The sequence below is a fragment of the Pseudobutyrivibrio xylanivorans DSM 14809 genome, assembly GCF_900141825.1.
Classification (GTDB): Bacteria; Bacillota; Clostridia; order Lachnospirales; family Lachnospiraceae; genus Pseudobutyrivibrio; species Pseudobutyrivibrio xylanivorans.
In genome coordinates this window covers 18,819-41,371 of sequence record NZ_FQYQ01000023.1, presented here as the reverse complement: position 1 = coordinate 41,371, position 22,553 = coordinate 18,819, and the positions used below count along the sequence as shown (strand labels likewise).

Below are 22,553 nucleotides of genomic sequence, written 5' to 3'. Positions count from 1 at the left end.
AGTGCTGCTGCATGGAAAATGAAATCTACGCCTGGCATAGCATCCTGAACAGAGCGCATATCGCGGACGTTACCAATGTAGAACTTTACCTTTGAAGCATACTCTGGGTGCTCAGCCTGAAGCTGATGTCTCATATCATCCTGCTTCTTCTCATCACGTGAGAAAATACGGATTTCCTTTAAATCAGAATCCAAAAAGTGCTTAAGTACAGTAGAACCAAAAGAACCTGTACCTCCAGTAATCATAAGAGTCTTATCTTTGAATAAATCGCAATTCATTTTTTAAACGTCCTTTCTCCAAACCATTTTATTCACAATACCAGTATAAGACTGGATAATCTTAACAACCTTTGTAGACACATTCTCCTCCACATAATCAGGAACTGGGATACCATAATCACCAGCCTCGTTCATGTCGATGGCTGTTGTAACTGCCTGAAGAAGTGATGCCTCATCGATACCAGCGATGAAGAAGCAAGCCTTATCAAGTGCCTCTGGACGCTCGGTCGATGTGCGGATGCACACTGCAGGGAATGGCTTTCCAATGCTTGTAAAGAAGCTTGATTCCTCTGGAAGTGTACCTGAGTCTGAAACAACCGCGAAGGCATTCATCTGGAGATGATTGTAATCGTGGAAGCCAAGTGGCTCGTGCATGCGAACTCGTGGGTCAAGCTTGAAGCCTGTGGCCTCGAGACGCTTTCTTGAACGTGGGTGACAGCTGTATAAAATTGGCATGTCATATTTTTCAGCAAGCTTGTTGATTGCTGTAAAAAGCGATGTGAAATTCTTTTCTGTGTCGATGTTCTCCTCTCTGTGAGCAGAAAGAAGGATGTATTTCTTTGGCTCAAGGCCAAGCTTTGTAAGCACGTCTGATGCCTCAATAGCCTCTAAGTTATCGTGAAGAACCTCTGCCATAGGAGATCCTGTCACATATGTACGCTCCTTTGGAAGACCACAGTCTGCCAAATAGCGGCGAGCATGCTCAGAATATGCCATATTTACATCTGAAATAATATCTACGATACGGCGGTTTGTCTCCTCTGGGAGGCACTCATCCTTACATCTGTTACCAGCTTCCATGTGGAAGATTGGAATGTGAAGACGCTTTGCAGCGATAGCTGAAAGGCATGAGTTTGTATCGCCAAGAATCAAAAGAGCATCTGGCTGAATCTCCACCATAAGCTCGTATGACTTTGCAATGATATTTCCTACTGTCTGACCAAGGTTGTCGCCAACTGCATCCATGTAAACCTCTGGGTCATCAAGCTGGAGATCCTTGAAGAATACTCCGTTAAGATTGTAGTCGTAATTCTGACCTGTGTGAGCAAGAACGCAATCGAAATACTTGCGGCACTTCTTAATAACAGCTGCAAGACGAATGATTTCTGGACGTGTGCCCACGATGATTAATAACTTTAATTTCCCGTTATTTTTAAACATTTTATACCTCTTCAAAATATGTATCTGGTCTATCCTGCTCCAATAATTCGTTAGCCCACATCAGTGTCACCAAATCCTCTGTCTCAGAAAGATTGATGATGTTGTGTGTGTAGCCTGGGAGCATGTGAACAGCCTGAATCTTTTTGCCGCTCACCTCGTACTCAATTATTGGGAATGGCTGACCATTTTCATCAACTCCAACACGACGCTGCTGAATCTTTCCATGGCCTGAAACCACGATGAAGAATTCCCATTTGGTGTGATGCCAATGCTGACCCTTTGTGATACCAGGCTTGCTGATATTAACAGAGAACTGGCCATGGTCTGGAGTCTTAAGAAGCTCTGTGAAGCTTCCTCGCTGGTCGCAGTTCATTTTCAAATCAATAATCGCCTTATCCTTTGGCAGGTAGCTAAGATATGTGCTGTAAAGCTTCTTTGCAAAGCTGCCATTTGGAATGGCTGGCATCATAAGTGTGTCTGGCTGCTCCACGAAGCTATCGAGCAGCTCCACAATCTCACCAAGCGTGACTGTGTGTGTCACTGGAACATAAGCATACTTTCCAGCTGTATCAGGAACCACATTGCCTTCCTCATCATAATCACAGCGGTGTTCATTTCCCTGAAGGGCATCAAACATCTCATTTACCAAATCATCGATATAAACAAGCGTCAGTTCTGTGGATGGGTCGTTCACTGTAATCTCCAAGCCGTTTGCCTTGTTATTACAGAATGTAGCCACAGCGGAATTGTAATTTGGTCTGCACCATTTTCCAAAAAGATTTGGGAAGCGGTAAACCAAAACCTTTGCCCCTGTCTCGTAGCTGTATTTAAAGAACAGCTCCTCTCCAGCCAGCTTACTTGCGCCGTAATCACTACCTGCATAACGACCCAAAAGTGTTGCCTGAATAGATGATGAAAGCATCACCGGGCAGGTATTATTATGCTTTTTTAATGTATCGAGAAGGGTGCTGGCAAATCCGAAGTTCCCTTCCATAAATTCGCTATTGTCTTTAGGACGATTGACCCCTGCCAGATTGAAAACAAAATCGCAATCGCTGCAGTAGCGGTCTAATTCCTCAGGAGTGGAACCCCTGTCGTACTCAAAGATGGTAAGCTCTTCGCCAAAAGCGTGAAACTTGTCTCTTCCATCTGAAGCACACTTCAATGTTTCCACAAGATTTTTTCCAACAAAACCGGCTGCACCGGTAACCAGAATTTTCAAAATAGTCTCTCCTATTTTCCAAAAGTGCCTAGGCACCCATAATCTTGTAAATTATACCACACTAGTTGGAATAACAAAAGAGGTGCACATGGTGTAGCAAATCTTGAGGAAAAGCTTTTAAAAATGTTATAATAGCTTATGTTTAGCTTTTGGCGGAAACAATATAAAATTTAAAGGGACGAAACCAAATATCATGACTAAAAAACTTTCAGTAGTAGTATCGGTATATAACGAGGAGCTTGGGCTCAGACAGTTTTATGAGCACACTACTCCTATTCTTAAAGAGACTTCTCAGCGCACAGGCTGGGATTATGAATTGATTTTTGTAAATGATGGTAGCCGAGATGGAAGCCTTGATTTGCTAAAGGAGTTTGCAAGTCAGGATGAAAAGGTGGCAGTTGTAAATTTCGCTGCGAACCGTGGACATGAGGCTGCCATGATTGCAGGAATCGATTATTCCACTGGCGATGGCGTGGTTTGCATGGATGCAGATCTTCAGCATCCACCAGAATCTATTCCAGCTATCATTGAGAAATTTGATGAGGGATATGACGTTGTTTCCATGATTCGTACAGCAAGAGCTGACGCAGGAATCTTCAAGAGAATCACATCTGTTGCTTTCTATAAGGTGATGAATGCATTATCAGGAAAGACTAAGTTCGAGAATAACTCTTCGGATTTCTTTGCGATTTCACGCCGCGTGGCATTGATACTTAAGCGGGATTACCGCGAGCGTGTAAGATTCCTCAGAGGCTATGTGCAGAATGTAGGCTTCAAAAAGACTACATTAGAATTCGAGGCAAGCGCCAGAGTGGCCGGCGAGAGCAATTACAATTTACGTGCTCTCGTAAAGCTTTCACTTAACGCCATCTGCAATTTCTCAGATGTGCCGTTGAAGATGGGAATTTACGCCGGAGTATTTTCGCTGCTCCTTGCATTCATTTTGATAATCTATTCGATTGTTCAGTATTTCCTTGGCACAGCGCCTAACGGTTATTCAACACTTATCGTCGTTCTGTGCTTCATGTTCGGAGTACTGTTCATAATTTTAGGATTTATATCCGAATATTTGGCAATAATTTTTGCAGAAGTTAAGAATAGACCAATATACATAGTTGATAGTATAATTACAAAAGACGGGGAAGAACTTAAGTAATTTACATAGGTGGGGTTGAGTTATGCTTAGTACAAAAAACAGAATAGTTAATGAACGATTTTACGATGCTTACATTCTTTTCGATGACATGCTTGCTCAGAAGTTTAAGCTTGAGGAAGGTGGCGTGGCAAAATACATGGCTAAGATGAAGGAGTGCTACACTGAAGCCAGAGAGCATATTCCTGAGTGGGATGACACCTTCAAGCGATTACAGCATCTACAGGCCAGATTCAATTCTTTAAAAGATGGAAAAGTTGCTTTCGAACATTTTCAAGGCAAGGATGAAGATGTTGTTTGGATGTCCGTTTTCAAAGAGAAAATGGATGCGGAGGCAGATGTGCTGTCAAAGTATTCAAAAATAGATTTCAGCAAAAAGAAGAAGGATGAAGGGTTCCTAGGAAAAATCCTTGGACTGTTCAAATAAAAACTAAAGCCTGTGGCGCCAGCCACAGGCTTTTCTAATTCAAAATCAATATCTCAACCTGGGGGCATTACCACCCCAAATTCAATATCCTAATACAATACCCCACCAGGTATATTCACATCATACCAAACGCCATCAACTTCCACTTTGTTAGTCTTCAAATCACTATTTGTGATGGCCTGAATTCCCAGTGCATCCATGAAGAACTCGAAAGTCTCAGCGTAGCCTTCATCTAATGTAGGCTGATTTGTCATAGGGCCAGTGATGTGGTAGCTGCGGGTGTCGCCGCATGAGCCGTAGGTGATGTTGGTCTTCATCCAAGACTCTACAGCCTTCACCTTCTGGGCGTCTGACATATCGTCTGTAACAATAGTGTCCAGCACATCCAGCGCGAAAATCTTATATGCAACAACGTCTGACTCAGCATTTGCCTGAGATACAAGCACATCCTTTGTAATCTTCACGATGCGGCCTTCTTCTACTCCGAAGAATTTGTAGTGGTTATAGAGGGCAGCTGCGTCATCGCCATATGCTGCTTTCACATCAGAATAGCGGGCAGCATAATCTGCTGCAGGAAAATTCTCCTCAGTGATGTCATAGTTATAAACCTTAGCCTCAGCGGTAACTGGGTGAGCTATGAATGCAACACATGCTAAAGACAGAAACAAAGAACCTGCTAAAATCTTATTAATATATTTCTTCATAAATCCTCCTTTTAGGCTTACAAATACTACTACTTGATTATAACACTTTTAAATTATTAATCAAAAAAGGTATCACCCTATGGTGATACCCTCTATTAACACATTATTCAAAACAAGCTCTAACAACTTCAATGATTCTATCCTGCTGCTCAGGTGTCATCTTATTATCAGATGGGAGGCAAAGACCTCTCTCAAAGATGTCCACACCTCTGTCGAGAAGCTTGCCATCAGCACCCATTACGCCGCCTGCGATGTATGCGTTTGTAACCGCACGTCCATTACCCTCGCGTGTGATGAATGGATTGAGACGGTAGATAGGCTGCATGTGCATTGGCTTCCAGATTGGACGACCTTCGCCGTTGATGCTTGCGATTGCCTGAAGGATCTCTGTTGGACAGCTCTTGCCGTGCTCTGGTGTGAAAAGAGCCTCGTGCTCACCACGAACCTGTGGGCACATAGCATCTTTATCAATAATGAGACATGATAGCCAGTAGTTTGGCTCAGAGTTTTCAAGATCCATTGGATTCATCTGAACTGGTAAGCCCTTGAAGCCTTCCTTATATCTCTCGTAAATCGCCTTCTTCTGAGCGATGTGCTCCTCAAGATATGGGAGCTGACCGCGGATAACACCAGCGATTACATTGCTCATTCTATAGTTATAACCAAGCTCCTCGTGCTGATACCAAGCAGCTGCCTCGCGGGCCTGTGTAGACCACTTGCGAACCTTCTCTGCTGCCTCCTTAGAATTTGTAAGGAAGCAACCACCTGAAGAACCAGTGATTATTTTATTACCGTTAAATGAAATAGTGTTGTAGCTACCGAAAGTACCAGTCTGGGCACCCTTGTATGTAGCACCGAAGGACTCAGCTGCATCTTCGATAAGAATAGCACCGTGTTCCTTAACAATCGCACCAATCTCATCTATCTTTCCAGGAGTACCATAAAGGTGTGCACAAACAACTACCTTTACCTCTGGATAAATCTCAAATGCCTTCTTTAAAGCCACTGGATCCATGTTCCAAGTGTCATCCTCAGTATCGATGAAAACTGGGATGCCGCCCTCGTAAACTACAGGATTAACTGTGGCATCGAAAGTCATATCTGTACAGAAAACCTTGTGTCCCTCGAGACAACCATGGCCAACCTCAGGCATACCATATGCCTCGATACCCGCAAGCTTCATTGAAAGATGAAGTGATGCTGTACCTGCTGAAAGACCAACTGCGTATTTCACGCCTACCTTCTCAGCGCAAAGCTTCTCAACCTCAGTGATGTTTGTTCCCGCTGTAGTCATCCAGTTGGTGTCATATGCCTCCTGAATGTATTTTAGCTCCTCGCCATGCATTGTTGGAGTAGCAAGGAAAACTCGCTCTTCAAACTTCTCAAAATTCTTTGTATACATTTGAATTTACCTCTATATAAAAATTTAATAGCTATTTATTTCTCTTCCTGCACAAGATAGATTGGACGATTCTTTGTCTCCAGATATGTCTTGGCAAGATACTCACCCAAGATACCCATGCACAAGAGCTGAATACCTGAAACCAAAAGGATAATACATACCATTGATGGCCAACCATTTGTAGGATCACCAAAAATCATTGTGCGAACAATAATGACAATGATGAAGATAAATGCCACAAGACACATGATAAGACCAAAGATGGATGCCATGATAAGTGGTGCTGTTGAAAAGGCCACGATGCCATCGATGGCATAAATGAAAAGCTTCCAGAAAGACCATTTTGTCTCTCCGGCTACACGCTCAACATTTTCAAACTCAAGCCATTTACGTCTAAAGCCTACCCAACCAAATATACCCTTTGAAAAACGATTATACTCCTTCATAGCAAGGATTGCATCTACAACCTTGCGAGTCATCATCTGGTAGTCGCGGGCACCGTCCACGATGTCAGCGTTGGAAATCTTGTTCATAAGGCGATAGAACTTGCGGGCAAACCAAGAACGGATTGGTGGCTCACCTTTTCTATCAACTCGACGGGTAGCAACGCAGTCGTACTCGCCTGTGCCGATATATGAAAGCATCTCAGGAAGCATAGCAGGTGGATCCTGCAAATCTGCATCCATGATAACTACGTAATCACCTGTTGATTTCTCAAGGCCTGCGTAGATGCCAGCCTCTTTGCCAAAATTCCTAGAAAATGAAACATAGTGAATTCGCGAATCCTGTGCCGAAAGCCCTCGGAACACCTCCAGTGTATTATCTCTGGAACCATCATCCACAAATACAAACTCTAAATCAACAGGAGCAAGCTCCCCATTTTTTTCCATTTCGATTATAGCCTGATAAAACAGTGGCAGTGCCTCCTGCTCGTTGTAGCAAGGCACTACGATTGTAAGTAATTTCTTGTCCATATAAAAACCTTTTCCAAATAATTATTAATTAGCTTTATGTATTATAACATAATGCAACAGGGAGTGGTCTTCTTTTTATCAGTAATCTCTCGTTCTCGTCTAGTCATTATTTTTTCATCAAAAAAGCGAACGTATATTTTACGTCCGCCTTTTCTTTAGTTATATTCCTATACAAACATTCCTCTCAGGAATTCTAGTTTCTTTACCTCACAACCTTCTCAAAGTCCGCCTTCGGATGCTTACAAATTGGACAGATGAAATCATCCGGCAGTTCCTCGCCTACCCACTCATATCCGCATATGCGACATCTCCATACAATCTCCCCCTTAGGCGTCGTTCCAACAGCCTCAGGCTTTGGCTTGATATTATTTTGATAGTACTCATATGTCACCGATGGCACATCAGAAAGTACAGTCATAAATGTAGGCTCACAGATAAACAAAGTATGCGAACCCAAATCAACTGCCTCCACCACCTTCAGTGAGAAGTACGCATTTGTCCCAGTCACAATATAAGGAATCCCATTGTCCGCCTGCTGATAATTCTCCTTTGGATAATCAGCAAACTTGTCTACATCACGACCTGACTGAAATCCAAAATGCTTAAACAAATCAAAGGTCGCATCCTGGCTGATGACAGAAATGTTGCAAGCACCTGTCTCCTTTACCATATCATGAGTGAAGTTCGCCTTATTAATCGCTACAGAAATACGATTTGGTTCCGATGCCACCTGAATAGCTGTGTTGATGATGCAGCCATTAGCTCTACCATCACGTACCGCCGTACATACAAACAAACCATAAGATAACTTATACATCGCTTTAGTATTCATTTCTGCCATAACAACCCCTCCTACATTTCAGTAAACATAGAAAATAAACAAGCTGTGACTTATGCCACAGCTCAATTATACACCTTATTAAATTCCTATGGTACCATCTTCCAAGGCAAGCATTTACAGATTTTATCCAAGTTCCCCTTAGTAATGTAATACTTATTCAACTTTTTCTTGGAATACTGTCCAACACCATTTCTAGTTCTATCGGATAATTCCGCAGTATAATACTCTTCCCAGCTACAAAATTCTTTGCTATCGGCATAATTCCATGTTTCTTCCAATATATCTTTAGGGACCTCAATAAGACCAGACTTTAGAATTAAATACTCAAATGACTCTGGTGCATACAACGAAATAGACTTTGGCGATGTTTTTATTAGCTCCATACAAGCCTGCATCTCAGGCCCAAACGCAGCACCATCAACTATGGTTAAGATTTGATTCTCTTTAGCCCCAACAATCTTTCCCTGAATATTGCTTTTTCCACCTGCAGAAATGCATTTATCTGGATAAACCTCACAAAAGAACTCGCATCCAGAATTCGAATCCTCAGTAATAACAACCTCGGGCTCCGCAATATTTCCCAATTGATTATTATAAAGCTGATACATTTCATTATATATTCTTGTAGCATTTCTATATTTACCAGCTTCATCTCCTTCTCGCAAACCATATATTTCCTCAACGCTATATGACAGCTGCGGCAAACGTTCTCTGGAGATTATCACAAAATAATGATCTGCTTTCTTTACCGCCTTTGCGAATTCCTCTGTAGCTAAAAATGTATTTCCTTCATCTATAAAAAATATTCGCTCATTGTATGACTCTATAAATAATTTCCAGTTTTCTTCAGTCAACACGCTACAAGCCTTTTCGCTTATCAACGTTATACCCGATGATTCAGGATTTGCGTTGTAGGCGCTCAGCAATCTAATGAACTCCGACTTTCCCGAGGCACTGTCTCCTCTCAAAACCGTAATATTCCTTTTAATATTCAAATGATAATGAACTTTATTGTTATACAGCTCTATATCATATCTTCCAACCATTCAAACAGACCTCCGACGGTTATCTCTTAATCTAATAAACCTTCCGTTATTACTTTTTCCACCAGTTCATACGGTGTATGTACAATGTCACCAGTATTGGCTATTTTAATATCAAATGATTCCTCCGGAAAATGCATAACATGCCCCATTCTCACAACTATATCCTTATCATTACCAATCTTTAAAAGCCACTTTGCACAATTATCTCCACAAGCTGATGCATTGAAAATATGGTCACTATCAAAGGCTATTTGTATTAATGTCTTCGCACCTCCAGATATTCTAGTAACAGGAATAGATCCTAATACAGGACTAACCACAAGATTTGGGCCTTCCAAATCCGACTTATCTATATCCTTCACTATGTCTTTGGCCAAGTCTGATTCCAACCACTTGTCCTCATATGTATTATCAAAAAACATGTCAGGATTACTTATGTAATTAGCATCCTTATAATCACCAAATATAATAGTTAACATTTTAAGTCTCCCAATCATAAAAAATAAGCTGCAGTAAACACTACAGCTCAATTATACACTATATATTATTCTTATGGTACCATTCCGAGCAGCTACGCAGGTCTGCCCCCTCCCAGACCTCTCGCTAGCGCAATCATGATTTCTCCAGCTCGCTCTTCACTATATAATCCTTATATCTTTTGACTAAACGGTAATTCTGGCTTTCACTCAAATCTAAAGCCGCCTTACACAAATCAGAATCCGCAAAAAGCTGTAACACAAATATGAGAACTAATATTCTCAGGTCCCATCCTTCTGCAGGTTGATACAGCGACCCTATCAAGAAAACTGTAAATGAAATTACCAATAACCATATTCTCGAAACTATGCCTAATATTATAGCTAATGGCATTTTCTTGCTTTCGGAAAGATACCATTCAGCTGCTGATTTTTTTATTTCATAAGTCAAAGCTGGCTTATCAAAAAACTGTGAAATTGTCTTTTCTAATGCCTCAATTCTGGCCTGCTCTGCACTTTCATATCTATTTCGATTTTTATAAAAATCTAATTTAGTAATCACAAACAATAAGACAATTGTCAATCCACCAAACAAACCAGCATAACCAAGACTATTTTTATATAATGCCATTAAATAAAGCACCAATGGGATAAGCCAAATTAAATATATGCAGTTTATATTCCTAGGAATATCTATACCTTTTTCCCTTTTGGAATCAAATAAATTATCATCATACAAATAATTGAATGTTTTAATGGACTTACCTGTATTGATAATATTCCACTCAGCCACAACCCCTTCCGGCGTCCCTGTAAACGCCTCCATGGTAGCAGCTGTCTCCGAACTAATACCGTCGCGCTTCAGCACCACTCGCACCGTATCCACCAGCACTTGTAGATCCAACGCCAAGGACACATGCCTCACATACCACACATCCATCGCAAACTTATCTTCCCATGATACGCTATTACGTCCATGAGTCTGGGCATATCCTGTCAACCCTGGACGAACATCATGGCGACGTCGCTGCTCCTCATTATACAAAGGTAAATACTGCACCAACAACGGACGTGGCCCTACTATGGCCATATCCCCCTTCAAAATATTGAACAGTTCCGGCAACTCATCCAATGATGTGCTCCGAAGGAATCGCCCGTACTTATTCAGCCGCACCTCATCCGGCAACAACTCTCCGTCAGCACCCCTATGATTGTCCATGGTTCTGAACTTAACCAGTTTGAAAACCCTCTCATGATATCCTGGTCGCTGCTGCGTAAAGAAAGGATTTCCCCTCATAAAAATACAGCCCAACACAATCAAAATTACAAAAAGTGGAGACAACACGACTATCCCCACTAAAGCTAAAACACAATCAATTTCTCTTTTTAAACATCTTGCGTACATATACTCCAGCACCTATGATTATCAATTTCTTCATGCACTACCTCTTTTATGGTACCATTTCCAGCGGCTCACGACCTTCGCAGGTCTGCCCGTCTCCCTGACCACTCGCTGACGCGAGTAAGGAATGATTATAATCGGCTTCGCCGATGAGTTTCCCTCAATCCAACAAATATTATAATCCAAATAACTATATAATAATTTTTTAATTCTTCACTTCACCCTCATGATGCATCAGTGTAGCTGAAATCACGCCGTCCACATCAGAAATCTTATTTACAAGCGAGCTGCCGTCCTTTGTCTTCACTTCGATGACCAAAGTAGTAGCACCCTTTGTGATAGATTTTGAATCCACTTTGAATGCTGTTGTGCCGCTCTTCACGATAGACATAACAGAAGGTTCAGCCGCGCCATCCATCTTAAGTACTAATAACTCAGGTGATGATAACGCTGGCACCATATTTAAAAATGCCAATCCAACAGTAACGAATACGGCTATCATCACGCCCATAGAGAAAAGCCCTGCGCCAACCACGATACCTGTGCCGATTGACCAGAATAAGAAAAGCAAATCCATCGGTTCCTTGATGGCTGTACGGAATCTGACGATAGAAAGGGCACCGACCATACCTAAAGAAATAACCAGATTAGACTGCATAGCCAAAATGATTCCCGCCGTGATTACAGAAATCATCGCCATAGAAACGGCGTAGCCCTTGTTGTAAAAGCTTGAGCGTGTCATGAAGCGATACACCAGGAAGATGTACAAAGCGATAATAAATGTCTCAATCAGAATTACTGCTACAAACTTAGCCGACATATCTGTGGCTGCGAAACTTTCAAGTACTGATTTTTTAATAATATCTGAAAAACTCATCCTAACACCTCTCTCACCATTGCATATTTTGAAAATGATTGTCTATGTAAATTGTTTAAATCCACCAGTTGTAAAATATATTTTGGCAGAAACTCGTCGTACTTCACCTCTAGTATGTGCATTCCCGGCTCCACAACTGGAAGTGCAAACTCCTCTGTTGTATCCAAAAATCTTTCCACATCAGTGCTACCGCGAAGATTCATATCGAAGGTGATTCGCACATTCCCTGCTGGCTCTACAAATGCCAGCCTATCATACTCCACGATACATTTAGGCTTCATGCCAGATTTCAAACCTGCAGCCATCAGCTCTGTGGACAAATCAGCCGCGAACGAATCGCCAGCACCAGTTCCCAAGCCATCCAGGCCTTCCATAAAGCTCTTCACCTGCTCCAATGACAAATGCTGGGACTCTTTCTTGGTCATGCCTCGCTTCTTATATTTCTTCTCCAGATTAATATAATCTTTATTATCATCGTAAAAACGAATTCTGTATTTGAATCTGTCGTCCGTACCTGCCAGATTTTCATTCAGGCAACTGTCAAACAAATCGTCAAAATACAAACTTCTTATTGTATAGAAATCATCATGGAACTCATCCTTTTCCATCACTGGCTCCAGCCTGTGCCGAAGCTTCTCGATGGTCAAATCTGATACCATGAATTTCAATTCATGCCGATATTCCATTACAAAACTCTAGCCACCCACCGGCGGCCATCCTCCATGCTTATAAAATGTGAATATATTGCTTAACAATCCGATATTGCTATAATATTACATATGTAACTTGAAAGGCAATTATTTTATGAATATGTCTATAAAAATCAAATCAACCATCATTATTTTAATATCTTTAATCATCGCCTCGGTAGTTATTATCTCAGGCAAATCTTCTGAGGGTACCTTCACCGAAGCCAATGATTTATACATAAACGATGAGCTTTATACAAAAATCACTTCCAAATTTTCACCTTCAGCCATACCACTTACAACAAATGTTTACTTTGATAAGCAGCCACTTATCTATGACAGCGATACAAATACTTTCTATTATTCTTTAATTGAAAATAATGCAGATAGCTACAATCCTGAAGCCATCACAGATACTGGCATAAACGTGGCTCTTCACGGCCCAGCCATTGATGACAACACCATCGCCAGAAACACACCTATAGAGCTTATCATCTACGATAACACTTCCTACAGTATCTCAAACCTCATTTGCACCACTCTTCCTGTGATGGATATTCGTATAGACGATAATATGGTGAGCCAGCTTGGGCTAGATGATACCTTCGACATCATGGATTACACAGGAAGCACGGTATACCTGTTTGATAACAGGGCAGATTTTGATGGTGCCAGCCGCGTGATTAAATCTGACGCAAAGGTAAAACGCCACGGACAGACCACTGTAAACTATCCTATGAAAGGATACCGCCTGTCCCTGTTGGCAGATAAAAACGACCTAGATGGTGAAAATAATAAGGAAAACTTCCTTGGCCTTCGCAAAGATGATGACTGGATTCTTTCCGCCACCTATAAGGACTACGAAAAAGTAAGAAATGTTTTTGCCACTAATCTTTGGTACGACAGTGCCACTGGTCATAATGAATGGAAGGTAAACAATTCTACTAAGTATGCTTTTGTAGAGCTGTTCTTCAACGGCCATTATCACGGCCTATACGGACTTTGTTATAGATTAGATTCTAAAGAATTCAAGATTAAAGAGGGTGAAAGCAGCTTTAAGAAAAAAGACTGGTCCATGAGTGAATTGGATACAGCACTGACAAACGATGGTAACGGCGATTATCTTCCTGGCTATCAGCTAAAGGATGGCACCAGCGAGGATTTCAACTACCTACTTCAGCTTTACATGAACATGAATTACTCGGTGGAGCCAGCCATCATCAGGATGACTTCTGATGTAGATAATTCAATCGACCTGTGGCTCTTTTATAAGCTTTCACAGGCGGTGGATAATGTAAATTATGGAAACGTTAAAAACATGTACGTATCTGTAAAGAACTCCGACTCAGGAATCGCTGGGCACAAGCTTCTGTTCACTCCATGGGATATGGATCAGACCTTCCGCTATATCGGCGAAGGCACTACAGGACAGTACGGCAGCCCTGATTATGATATTCCTATCGGCTGGGGCACAGTTTACCGCCTTCAGTACACAGGTGACACCGAGATCAACAATCAGATTAAAGAACGCTATCAGGAATTACGAAACACCACCTGGTCCGATGAATGTATCTCAGAAAAAATCGACACCTACGAAAAACAAATCTACGATTCAGGTGCTTTTGCACGAACCAGAGACAAATATAAAGACGGTGCTTACAACGATTCAAATATCAAGCTTTCCGAATTTAAAACTTATGTATTGGCACGACTAATTGCAATGGACACTTATATCAACAGCTTACCTTAAGGATATTTATATGGCTTTTTTATCATTGAAATTTAAATCACCAAAGTTCATACAATCTATCATTACGCTCTGCTTCGCCATATTCGTCATTGCAGGCCTGCTTATAATCGACAGCCGTATGAACCCTAGCTACGCATGGGAAGATGTGCAGATAGATGAAACAGCGCTACGTAAATACGAACAGCAAACCTCTGAGGACACCCCTGCCCTCTTCTCTGACATTTATTTCAATGATGAAAAGCTAATATATGACCAGGCCACAGACACCTTCTATTATTCAGCGATTGAAGACGACGCCGAAATTGAAAGCAAAACCATAATCCGCATGCCTTCTATCTCATTTAAGGCTGCCTTAAAACAATCCAAGCCAAAGCTCGCCCTGTATACCGGAAACACTACAAGCACCGCCCCAAGCTGCGAGCCAAAGCTCGTCATAAAATCAGGCATCTCTATCAGCATTTCAAATCTTGTAATCACCACTCTTCCAGTGATGAATATAAATGTGTCAGCAGAAACAGTAAAAGAATTAGGACTTGATGACACTTACGCAATCGATAATTACACATCTGTCACCATGTCTCTTTACGATAACTCCGCTGATTTTGATGATGCATCCCGACTCATTGAAAGTCCTGCAAAAATCCACACTCGCGGCGGAACTACAATAGGTTTTCCACAAAAAAGCTATCGTCTTTCACTTTTAGAAAATGGTGAAGACCATTCGACTAAGTCAAAAAAGAATCTTCTGGGTCTCCGTGAAGATGATGACTGGATTCTTTATTCTCCATACTCAGATTATGAGAAAATCAGAACTGTCTTTTCCATGAATCTATGGCACGATATGGCCTACGACAGAAATGAATGGAACGCCCCTAATTCCAACGAATACAAATACATAGAACTTTTTATAAACAATCGTTACCACGGTCTATATGCCCTGACTTATCCTATCGATAACAAACAGTTCGATATCCAGGACGAAGAGACTCTCTTTAAGAAGAAAGACTGGTCAGGCACAGAATTCTCCCTTGATTTGGAACCTACAGATTCTGGAGATTTATGGCTTCCTGGCTACTCTTTGGAGGATGGCTCCATGGAAGGCTTTGAACAACTCCATGAGCTTTATTATGAGATGGCATATTCCAAAGATCCCAACACCATCAGAAGTACCTGCGACATGGATGACGCTATCGATCTTTGGTTTTTCTATAAGCTCACTCAAGCCGTTGATAACGTATATACGAACCAAGTGAAGAATCTATATTCAGCCACAAAGCTTTCCGACACAGGTATCGATGGCTATAAGCTCCTCTTATGTCCATGGGATATGGATCAAACCTTCGGGAACAGATATGTAGATGGCCAGGGAAATCATGGCATCACATCATATTTCAATTCACCTGATTATGACCTTCCAATAGAATGGTCACCTGTGTACTTTTTAATGGAATGTGGAGATGAAGATATTTTGCCCGAATTACAGGCAAGATATGACGAGCTTAGAAATACTGTATGGTCCGATGATGCAATAAAGGCATCCATCGCAAAATACGAGGATGCCATTTATAACTCAGGTGCTTATATGCGTACCATGGACCGTTGGTGGGATGGTAACTACTACACCCCTGATAAAAAACTTGATGATTTTGAAAATTATGTATTAGAAAGATTGAAGTGTATGAATGATTATATGGATAGCCTCTATTAGTGGGCTATACCATTTTCATCTAACAAGCGCTCATATTCAGCGTTTTTCTTTTGTTCTGCCTCTAGTCTCTGAATATAATCTACTATACGTTCATTATATGCATTCATTTGTGCTCTAATATTATTTATCTCATAAACCGATTCATTGAATCCTGACTCAGTCCATTGACTCACATAAAAATCATAAGCCGCATTTTGATTTGATAAACAGTGTGATGCATCAAGCTTATATCCCACCAAATAAAATACGATAATCAGTGCGCTATAAATCAGCACAGGCTTATTAGCCGACTTAATCGCTGAGGCAGCTTCACATTTTCCAGCCAACAGCTCAAATCCTGTCAAAGCATAAGGGAACAGTAATACGAAATATGTTACTGTGTACTGAGCCTTTGTCTCCCAAAACAGAAGGAAGGTAAATCCTCCTATAAAGCTTAAAAGTAAAAATGCTTTATCCACAAATTTCCTTTTATCTTCTAATATCATCCACAAAATTGTTCCTGTAAAAATCAATATCTGGAAAATATCAAATACTTTTGCTGCTGTGGTGTATCCCTTTGCACTCATAAACGAATCTAACCATTTAGGAAAAGTAACACGGTGATTTCTTACCTGACTAATCCAATACGACTGATATGTAGGCTCAATCCATGTGGAAGCAATTTTCTTTGAGAAGAATTCATAGGCATGATGTTTATCACCAAACAAATAGTTCAATCTATTACTTAATTCTACTTTCGCTGCTTTCTCTGAAGCAGGTCCATCACAATTATTCTCATAATATACATTCAAAGGATATCCGTTATACCAGCCAGCAGTGGCACCGTCTTCCTGTAATCCCATAGCAATAAGCGCCCATATTCCAGTAGACTCTCTCAGTTCTGTCTTCATGGATTTCGCCAAAACTACCTTTGGAACAGTTGCAAATATACCAAGAGATACACACATTATTACAATAGCCAGCAAAACTTTATAAAACTTAGTCTTCTCTATTGCTCCGCGAACTATTGCATAGATAACCAGTGCCACAAAGAAGAGGATTCCACTACTCTTTACCACATAGGATAAACCAATGGCCAGTGCACACTTCGCCAAACAAAGACTCTTCTTAGTATCAAAATAATCCACCAAAGCATCAAATGAAATCAACGCTAATGTAACATGCCAGATATTTCCATACACAAAAGATGCATACATTATTAATGGGTAAAAGATAATTCCACATCCTAATGTACAAATCTGAGAAAAACGTGAACCGCCAAGCTTTTCCCATGTATCCACCATCTTCTTGTAAATCAATGTGATTCCAAGGACATTCAAAAGCTGCATGAACACAACATTAAAATCACCAACAAAAAAGCTGATAACCCTTTCTACTGTGGCTATTCCAATGTTATGTGGCCATCTGTCAAGATATCCTCCAGCTGCCACAACAGCAGTGTCTCCAACACCATACTTATATGCACTAGACATAACATCCAGCTGGTCAGAACCTGGCACATACTGGGTAATAAGAACCCAAAGGATTCCCATGATTGTAATAATCCAAAGAATTATCACTTTAGCTTGATTAAAAAATGCGTCATCATTCAATTTACCAATAAAATTCGTGATTACGGATTTTTTAGCCAACACAAATGTAATTGCAAAAAAGACAATTACTATCAGTATATTTAACGGTGCCTTATCCTTACAAAAAAACGTAATCTCATTTTCATCACTGGAAATAAAGCATGTAAAAAACATACTCATAGCCCAGATGACTGAGATTTCAAAAACGCCAAATACAAGTATCATAAATCTATAGAATTTCACTAATAAGTCTCTAAATTTTGCCATTCCATTTCTCCATTCACTTTTAATCAACATTTATACACCACTTATGTAATATTGTTAGTTTATCATTTTTACAATTGAAAAGGTACCACCTCAATCCTCAGTATATGAAATTTTGGTGTTTTTTAATCTATAACCATTGAATATTCAGGTACTTTAGACTATATTTGAAATAGGAGTTTGTACATTCCTAGAGTATAAGAATAAATATGAGAGGTGAGGTTTTATGAAAAGATTCGTAAAGGTTTTATCATTAGCCTTGGCAACAGTTGTAGCCGTATCCGTATTTACGGTAAATAGTTGCGCTATGTCAGCTGAGGGCGAGGCTCATCGTCGTGACCTTACAGCAGAGGAAATCCAGACTATCCGTACTATCTTCTATCCTGAGCAGTACGCAAAGATGTACCCAGATGTAGTAAAGGAATTAGGCGACGATCCTACAACACTTTACACACATTTCATCACATTTGGTATCTGGGAGCAGAGACAGCCATCTACTTATTTCAATGTAGATGCTTACGCTAGTAGAAACTATGATCTTCAGCCAATCTATGGCGATGACATCGTAGGCTACTACATGTACTACTGCACACACCAGAAGGAGCAGGCTTGGAGACCAGTTCCTACAAAGGAAGGTGCTCTTTGGGCAAATGCAAATGTTTACAGCGTTTACGATTTCGTAAAGGGTCAGCAATTTGCTAAGAAGGGAGCTATTCCAGTAATGACTCCTAATTCTCATCCAGGTGTTGAAATTAAATAAGCTTTACGCAAAAGCGAGCATCCTCATTTGAGGATGCTCTATTTTTATACCTATTGAATTGTGAGTTTTAACCCCTAAAGGTTACTACAGTTTCTCTAATCTTTTGTACAGTCTCAACTGCCTCATTGGCATAGGCAAGTCCCATGAGGTCGTGAAGCTGACGGATAAACTCTTCTGAGTCAAACTTAATAGGCTCGGCCACGTGAATCATATGATTCTCTGTTTCCTTTAAGCCCTCTTCACTCATAAGCTTTTCTTCGTATAGCTTCTCGCCTGGGCGAAGACCAATTTCTTTTATTTCGATATCAATATCTGGACGAAGGCCTGCAAGCTCAATCATGTTTCTGGCAAGATCAAGAATCTTTACGGGCTCTCCCATATCTAGTACGAATATCTCACCACCAGATGCATTGGCTCCTGCCTTAAGAACAAGTGAAACAGCCTCCGGAATAGTCATGAAATATCGGATGATATCCTTGTGAGTAAGGGTAACAGGACCGCCCTCTGCAATCTGCTTTTTAAACAGCGGCACTACTGAGCCATTAGAACCAAGAACGTTTCCAAAACGAACTGCTACATATTCTGTGTGAGCAGAACCAGCCTCCACATGACCTGGCTGGAATTCTTTTTCTCCAACATGATGAGTAATCAAACAAGGAAGCTTATCCTCCTGATGAGTACTAACCATATGGTCGAAGGTCTGAATAATCATTTCGCATATACGTTTTGTGGCACCCATAACATTTGTAGGATTTACAGCTTTATCTGTACTGATAAGAACAAAACGGTCGCAACCAAATTTCATAGCAGCGTATGCTGTCTTGTAGGTTCCAACTGCATTATTTTTGATAGCCTCACAAGGGCTGTCCTCCATAAGAGGCACATGCTTGTGAGCTGCTGCATGATAACATATATTTGGTCTGTAGGTCTCAAAAACTGACTCGATACGACGTGCGTCACGAACTGAGCCTATCAATGTAACCAAATTCAAATATGGATATTTCTTCTTAAGTTCTAGCTGAATATCATATGCATTATTCTCGTATACATCAAAGATGATAAGCTGCTTAGGCTGATATTTTGCAATCTGTCTACAAAGTTCTGAGCCGATGGAGCCACCGCCTCCAGTAACAAGAACAACCTTGCCTTGAATCTGTTCAGCCACATCTTCTTGATGGAGGCTGATAGGATCTCTACCAAGCACATCTTCGATGGTAATGTTCTGAAGATTTCCAGCACTGATAACACCTGCCTTTTCAGCATACATGTTTGGAAGCTGTTTAATCTTACAGTCAGTCTGCTGACAAATGTTGATAAGATTACGTTTCTCTCTAGGTGAAAGACTTGCTATAGCGATGAAGATTTCTTCAATGCCGTATTCTTCTACTGCTTTGAGAATCTTATCGCGGCCACCGATAACCTCTACGCCATCAATATAGCGTCCCCACTTGTTTTCATTGTCATCTATGATAGCCACAATCTTTGAATTGCTTTGGGCCCCACCTTCCACGAAATTTACATCACGAAGGATCATTCTTCCTGCAGCTCCTGCGCCAATAAGAAGTACCTTCTTCTCATCCTGCAATGCTACATTCTGAGTAGTACGAAGCAGAAGCACAAATCGATATGAAAATCGAATCATCACTGCAAAGAAGAACTGAAAGCCAATTCCAAATACATAGTAGGAAATTGGCATTCTGTACACCAATGTAGTAACAACAACTACGTTTGCCGCAAAAGTAATAAGAGTAGCGTAAATCAAACGTTTTAATTCAAAGAAACTGGCGAAACGCCAAATACTGCGATACAGTCCAAGAAGCCAATAGATTACTACCGTAAATAAAGCGAATGGAATGATAGCACTGCTATACATCTCCAAATATGGATGCTGTATATGTGTGTATCGGCAGTCAAACCTGAGCCACAAAGCCAGGAAATAAGAAAGTATTACTGTCACCAAATCATAGGCTAATAAGATATATGCTATGAGATGCCAATGCTTTATTCTCTCTAAAAATTTTAACATTAAAGGTCAACCTCGTTTATTCAAAAATTGCGATGCCAAGAACATCAACACCTCTGTCACGAAGTGACTGAAGTTCTTCCATAAAATCATTGTAGCGAGTGTGAGCAACCTTTACAGCAAGAATAGCTGCATCCACACCTGCAATATCATCTGCACCATTTACGCTGTGGGTGATGCTGTCGATAGATTTTACTGTAGCATCTGGCTTGTCCTTTAAAATCTGATTAGAAAGAATGTTGCGCTCTAAATCAATTCCTGTACCAACAACAGCAATTGAGCTGTAGTTCTTGTTCTTAAGCTTCTCGATTGTTGCAGATGAATTAATTTCTACGATTTGTGTCAGAGACGTGCGGCGAATACCAGCAAATCTCATCTTATTAACTAGCTTATCAAGCCCTTTCTTAGAATCAACCATACTCCAATCAACCATACGAGTGTACTCTGGTACACCTGTCATAGCTGAAAGTGTATCTGTGTGTTTGATTTTGTTATCGAAGATATAACGACAAGCGAAAACAATGAAGTGAAGAATTACTGCGAGAATAACTATAAGGAGCGCTTTTGTTTTAGATGGTCCTGCTGGTGCCACACTCTCAGTTGCACTCTCCACATTTTCTTCTTTTGCATCTTTTGAATCATCAGTGTCTTCATCACCATATAAATATTTTAACTGTGCCTCGTTGAGCGTCCCTTTTCGACCTTCAACACTATTCTTTGTAGCAACAATATAATAGAATGCTTCAGCTCTGTCCTTAGGTTCCATAGAATCCTTTTCGGCTTCGTATAGCTTTACATTCTCTTCATATTCATCATTAAGAGCTATTACTTCCTCTACTGCCTTAATCTCTCTTGCAGTTAGCTCCTCTTCTTCCTCTTCTTCCTCTTGAACAACATCAAGCTCAATTGGAGCTGATGGGGTACTTCCAAGGAACATGTACCCACCTGCTAAAATCACCCCAACAATAAGGAATGCAAGCAATGAACGCCAATGGCTCAACCAATCTACAAATAAATCAATCAAATCAATTTCACGTACGTAATTTTCATTCATAAAATAATTATCCCTTCAATAAATAGTTTTATTCATTTAAAAAAGTCTGAAGCTCCTCAGGTGTTCCAAGCACATGAACTCTCTTAGGGTCGATATCAGAGATATAAATCTCTCCGCCCTTCTTCAGTAAGTAATCATACAATGGGGCCACATACTTCTCACCATTTACCAATTCCTGAGTCTTGCTGTAGTACTCGTTATATAAGTCCTCGTACAATCCGCAAGTCTTAAAATAATATGCCCCAAGTGTACAGTAATTAGAAATTCTCTGCTTTTCTTTAATCTCCACTACCTTGCCAGCATCATCTAATCTCACAAAGCTCCAGTGGTCTCCCTCTGCCTGAAAGCAAGGAATGAAACCATCGCCTTTAAGCTCTGCAGAATTCATCTCACCAGCTTCTACATATGTATCAATGTTGTAAATCAACAATGCATTGTCTCTATTCCAATACTCGGCAGCCTTCATAGCTGTGGTAGCCTGGCCATCTGTAAGATAATCAAGCACTATCACATGATAATTCTTAATACCGAGCTCCTGACACTTGCCACTAATAAATGCCTCTACATCAGCAGCCTCATCCTTCATAGCAATGAAAACGTACTGATTAACCTCATTCTTGTAGCCCTCCAAACTAATAAGTGACCACTCGAACAAAGTCTTGCCTTTAGCTTCAATCATGTATTTAGGCACTGTGTATCCCATTTTTCTAAAACGGGAACCCAGTCCTCCCATAGTTATAACAACATCAATTTTATTCATGTCATTTTTCT

General features: G+C 40.6%; 21 protein-coding genes. 5 read left to right on the top strand and 16 right to left on the bottom strand.

The window, feature by feature from the left end; translation table 11 throughout:
• The 3 genes from BUA88_RS13060 to BUA88_RS13050 all read right to left on the bottom strand — a co-directional run.
• Window positions 1–278, bottom strand: a 278-nt coding sequence (locus tag BUA88_RS13060) for a polysaccharide biosynthesis protein (RefSeq protein ID WP_143151442.1), incomplete at its 3' end; no start/stop codon positions are given.
• 3 nt (window positions 279–281) lie between these two features.
• Complete coding sequence (gene wecB, locus BUA88_RS13055) at window positions 282–1,439, bottom strand: non-hydrolyzing UDP-N-acetylglucosamine 2-epimerase (RefSeq protein ID WP_072918796.1); 1,158 nt, start codon at window positions 1,437–1,439, stop codon at window positions 282–284.
• A 1-nt stretch (window position 1,440) separates the two neighbouring features.
• A complete protein-coding gene (locus BUA88_RS13050) occupies window positions 1,441–2,661 on the bottom strand; it encodes a capsular polysaccharide biosynthesis protein CapF (protein ID WP_072918794.1) in 1,221 nt (406 codons plus the stop codon).
• A gap of 193 nt (window positions 2,662–2,854) precedes the next feature.
• Here BUA88_RS13050 and BUA88_RS13045 point away from each other — a divergent pair, with 193 nt between their 5' ends.
• Together BUA88_RS13045 and BUA88_RS13040 are read left to right on the top strand one after the other, a co-directional pair.
• Window positions 2,855–3,817, top strand: a complete 963-nt coding sequence (locus BUA88_RS13045) for a glycosyltransferase family 2 protein (protein ID WP_072918792.1) — start codon at window positions 2,855–2,857, stop codon at window positions 3,815–3,817.
• A 22-nt stretch (window positions 3,818–3,839) separates the two neighbouring features.
• Entirely contained in the window at window positions 3,840–4,241 is a 402-nt protein-coding gene (locus BUA88_RS13040) for a DUF6548 family protein (RefSeq protein WP_072918791.1), read from the top strand.
• 89 nt (window positions 4,242–4,330) lie between these two features.
• Here the strand turns inward: BUA88_RS13040 and BUA88_RS13035 are convergent, their stop codons facing one another.
• The 9 genes from BUA88_RS13035 to BUA88_RS12995 all read right to left on the bottom strand — a co-directional run bounded on the left by BUA88_RS13035 (window position 4,331) and on the right by BUA88_RS12995 (window position 12,649).
• Window positions 4,331–4,945: a hypothetical protein gene (locus tag BUA88_RS13035; protein ID WP_072918789.1), complete on the bottom strand. Its 615-nt coding sequence runs from the start codon at window positions 4,943–4,945 to the stop codon at window positions 4,331–4,333.
• A 103-nt stretch (window positions 4,946–5,048) separates the two neighbouring features.
• On the bottom strand, window positions 5,049–6,347 hold the full coding sequence (locus BUA88_RS13030; protein ID WP_072918786.1) for a DegT/DnrJ/EryC1/StrS family aminotransferase: 1,299 nt from the start codon (window positions 6,345–6,347) through the stop codon (window positions 5,049–5,051).
• 35 nt (window positions 6,348–6,382) lie between these two features.
• On the bottom strand, window positions 6,383–7,321 hold the full coding sequence (locus BUA88_RS13025) for a glycosyltransferase family 2 protein (RefSeq protein WP_072918784.1): 939 nt from the start codon (window positions 7,319–7,321) through the stop codon (window positions 6,383–6,385).
• A 202-nt stretch (window positions 7,322–7,523) separates the two neighbouring features.
• Complete coding sequence (locus BUA88_RS13020; protein ID WP_072918799.1) at window positions 7,524–8,153, bottom strand: flavin reductase; 630 nt, start codon at window positions 8,151–8,153, stop codon at window positions 7,524–7,526.
• A gap of 95 nt (window positions 8,154–8,248) precedes the next feature.
• Complete coding sequence (locus tag BUA88_RS13015) at window positions 8,249–9,208, bottom strand: hypothetical protein (RefSeq protein ID WP_072918782.1); 960 nt, start codon at window positions 9,206–9,208, stop codon at window positions 8,249–8,251.
• Window positions 9,209–9,234: 26 nt separating this feature from the next.
• Complete coding sequence (locus BUA88_RS13010; RefSeq protein ID WP_072918779.1) at window positions 9,235–9,687, bottom strand: DUF4869 domain-containing protein; 453 nt, start codon at window positions 9,685–9,687, stop codon at window positions 9,235–9,237.
• Window positions 9,688–9,820: 133 nt separating this feature from the next.
• On the bottom strand, window positions 9,821–11,089 hold the full coding sequence (locus BUA88_RS16815) for a sugar transferase (protein WP_083572527.1): 1,269 nt from the start codon (window positions 11,087–11,089) through the stop codon (window positions 9,821–9,823).
• Between the two features lie 202 nt (window positions 11,090–11,291).
• The gene (locus BUA88_RS13000; protein WP_072918777.1) at window positions 11,292–11,963 is read right to left on the bottom strand and encodes a DUF4956 domain-containing protein; all 672 of its coding nucleotides are present in this window, start codon (window positions 11,961–11,963) and stop codon (window positions 11,292–11,294) included.
• Window positions 11,960–12,649 (bottom strand): polyphosphate polymerase domain-containing protein, encoded by a 690-nt coding sequence (locus BUA88_RS12995; RefSeq protein ID WP_072918774.1) that lies wholly within the window; start codon window positions 12,647–12,649, stop codon window positions 11,960–11,962. Before BUA88_RS12995 ends, BUA88_RS13000 begins: the two co-directional genes overlap by 4 nt.
• A gap of 118 nt (window positions 12,650–12,767) precedes the next feature.
• Here BUA88_RS12995 and BUA88_RS12990 point away from each other — a divergent pair, with 118 nt between their 5' ends.
• Both BUA88_RS12990 and BUA88_RS12985 read left to right on the top strand, forming a co-directional pair.
• Complete coding sequence (locus tag BUA88_RS12990; protein WP_072918771.1) at window positions 12,768–14,402, top strand: CotH kinase family protein; 1,635 nt, start codon at window positions 12,768–12,770, stop codon at window positions 14,400–14,402.
• 10 nt (window positions 14,403–14,412) lie between these two features.
• A complete protein-coding gene (locus BUA88_RS12985; protein ID WP_072918769.1) occupies window positions 14,413–16,110 on the top strand; it encodes a CotH kinase family protein in 1,698 nt (565 codons plus the stop codon).
• On the opposite strand, the gene BUA88_RS12980 is transcribed toward BUA88_RS12985, so the two are convergent.
• Window positions 16,107–17,948 (bottom strand): glycosyltransferase family protein, encoded by a 1,842-nt coding sequence (locus BUA88_RS12980; RefSeq protein ID WP_072918767.1) that lies wholly within the window; start codon window positions 17,946–17,948, stop codon window positions 16,107–16,109. The two genes, BUA88_RS12985 and BUA88_RS12980, sit on opposite strands and share 4 nt — an antisense overlap.
• A gap of 223 nt (window positions 17,949–18,171) precedes the next feature.
• Between BUA88_RS12980 and BUA88_RS12975 the strand changes: the two genes are divergently transcribed.
• Window positions 18,172–18,705: a hypothetical protein gene (locus BUA88_RS12975; RefSeq protein ID WP_072918764.1), complete on the top strand. Its 534-nt coding sequence runs from the start codon at window positions 18,172–18,174 to the stop codon at window positions 18,703–18,705.
• Between the two features lie 67 nt (window positions 18,706–18,772).
• Here BUA88_RS12975 and BUA88_RS12970 read toward each other — a convergent pair whose 3' ends face one another.
• The 3 genes from BUA88_RS12970 to BUA88_RS12960 are packed head-to-tail and all read right to left on the bottom strand — an operon-like array spanning window position 18,773 to window position 22,542.
• Entirely contained in the window at window positions 18,773–20,731 is a 1,959-nt protein-coding gene (locus BUA88_RS12970) for a polysaccharide biosynthesis protein (RefSeq protein WP_072918761.1), read from the bottom strand.
• Between the two features lie 16 nt (window positions 20,732–20,747).
• Window positions 20,748–21,782, bottom strand: a complete 1,035-nt coding sequence (locus BUA88_RS12965; RefSeq protein WP_072918759.1) for a hypothetical protein — start codon at window positions 21,780–21,782, stop codon at window positions 20,748–20,750.
• A gap of 28 nt (window positions 21,783–21,810) precedes the next feature.
• On the bottom strand, window positions 21,811–22,542 hold the full coding sequence (locus tag BUA88_RS12960; RefSeq protein WP_072918757.1) for a glycosyltransferase family 2 protein: 732 nt from the start codon (window positions 22,540–22,542) through the stop codon (window positions 21,811–21,813).
• Window positions 22,543–22,553: the final 11 nt, after the last annotated feature.

Bases quoted from the DNA above. Each gene is read 5' to 3' on its own strand.
- BUA88_RS13000 (WP_072918777.1), bottom strand. From the start codon at position 11,963: ATGAGTTTTTCAGATATTATTAAAAAATCAGTACTTGAAAGTTTCGCA.
- BUA88_RS13010 (WP_072918779.1), bottom strand. From the start codon at position 9,687: ATGTTAACTATTATATTTGGTGATTATAAGGATGCTAATTACATAAGT.
- BUA88_RS16815 (WP_083572527.1), bottom strand. From the start codon at position 11,089: ATGTACGCAAGATGTTTAAAAAGAGAAATTGATTGTGTTTTAGCTTTA.
- wecB (WP_072918796.1), bottom strand. From the start codon at position 1,439: ATGTTTAAAAATAACGGGAAATTAAAGTTATTAATCATCGTGGGCACA.
- BUA88_RS12980 (WP_072918767.1), bottom strand. From the start codon at position 17,948: ATGGCAAAATTTAGAGACTTATTAGTGAAATTCTATAGATTTATGATA.
- BUA88_RS13045 (WP_072918792.1), top strand. From the start codon at position 2,855: ATGACTAAAAAACTTTCAGTAGTAGTATCGGTATATAACGAGGAGCTT.
- BUA88_RS13030 (WP_072918786.1), bottom strand. From the start codon at position 6,347: ATGTATACAAAGAATTTTGAGAAGTTTGAAGAGCGAGTTTTCCTTGCT.
- BUA88_RS13040 (WP_072918791.1), top strand. From the start codon at position 3,840: ATGCTTAGTACAAAAAACAGAATAGTTAATGAACGATTTTACGATGCT.
- BUA88_RS12960 (WP_072918757.1), bottom strand. From the start codon at position 22,542: ATGAATAAAATTGATGTTGTTATAACTATGGGAGGACTGGGTTCCCGT.
- BUA88_RS13025 (WP_072918784.1), bottom strand. From the start codon at position 7,321: ATGGACAAGAAATTACTTACAATCGTAGTGCCTTGCTACAACGAGCAG.
- BUA88_RS12965 (WP_072918759.1), bottom strand. From the start codon at position 21,782: ATGAATGAAAATTACGTACGTGAAATTGATTTGATTGATTTATTTGTA.
- BUA88_RS12995 (WP_072918774.1), bottom strand. From the start codon at position 12,649: ATGGAATATCGGCATGAATTGAAATTCATGGTATCAGATTTGACCATC.
- BUA88_RS13035 (WP_072918789.1), bottom strand. From the start codon at position 4,945: ATGAAGAAATATATTAATAAGATTTTAGCAGGTTCTTTGTTTCTGTCT.
- BUA88_RS12990 (WP_072918771.1), top strand. From the start codon at position 12,768: ATGAATATGTCTATAAAAATCAAATCAACCATCATTATTTTAATATCT.
- BUA88_RS13020 (WP_072918799.1), bottom strand. From the start codon at position 8,153: ATGAATACTAAAGCGATGTATAAGTTATCTTATGGTTTGTTTGTATGT.
- BUA88_RS12975 (WP_072918764.1), top strand. From the start codon at position 18,172: ATGAAAAGATTCGTAAAGGTTTTATCATTAGCCTTGGCAACAGTTGTA.
- BUA88_RS12970 (WP_072918761.1), bottom strand. From the start codon at position 20,731: ATGTTAAAATTTTTAGAGAGAATAAAGCATTGGCATCTCATAGCATAT.
- BUA88_RS12985 (WP_072918769.1), top strand. From the start codon at position 14,413: ATGGCTTTTTTATCATTGAAATTTAAATCACCAAAGTTCATACAATCT.
- BUA88_RS13015 (WP_072918782.1), bottom strand. From the start codon at position 9,208: ATGGTTGGAAGATATGATATAGAGCTGTATAACAATAAAGTTCATTAT.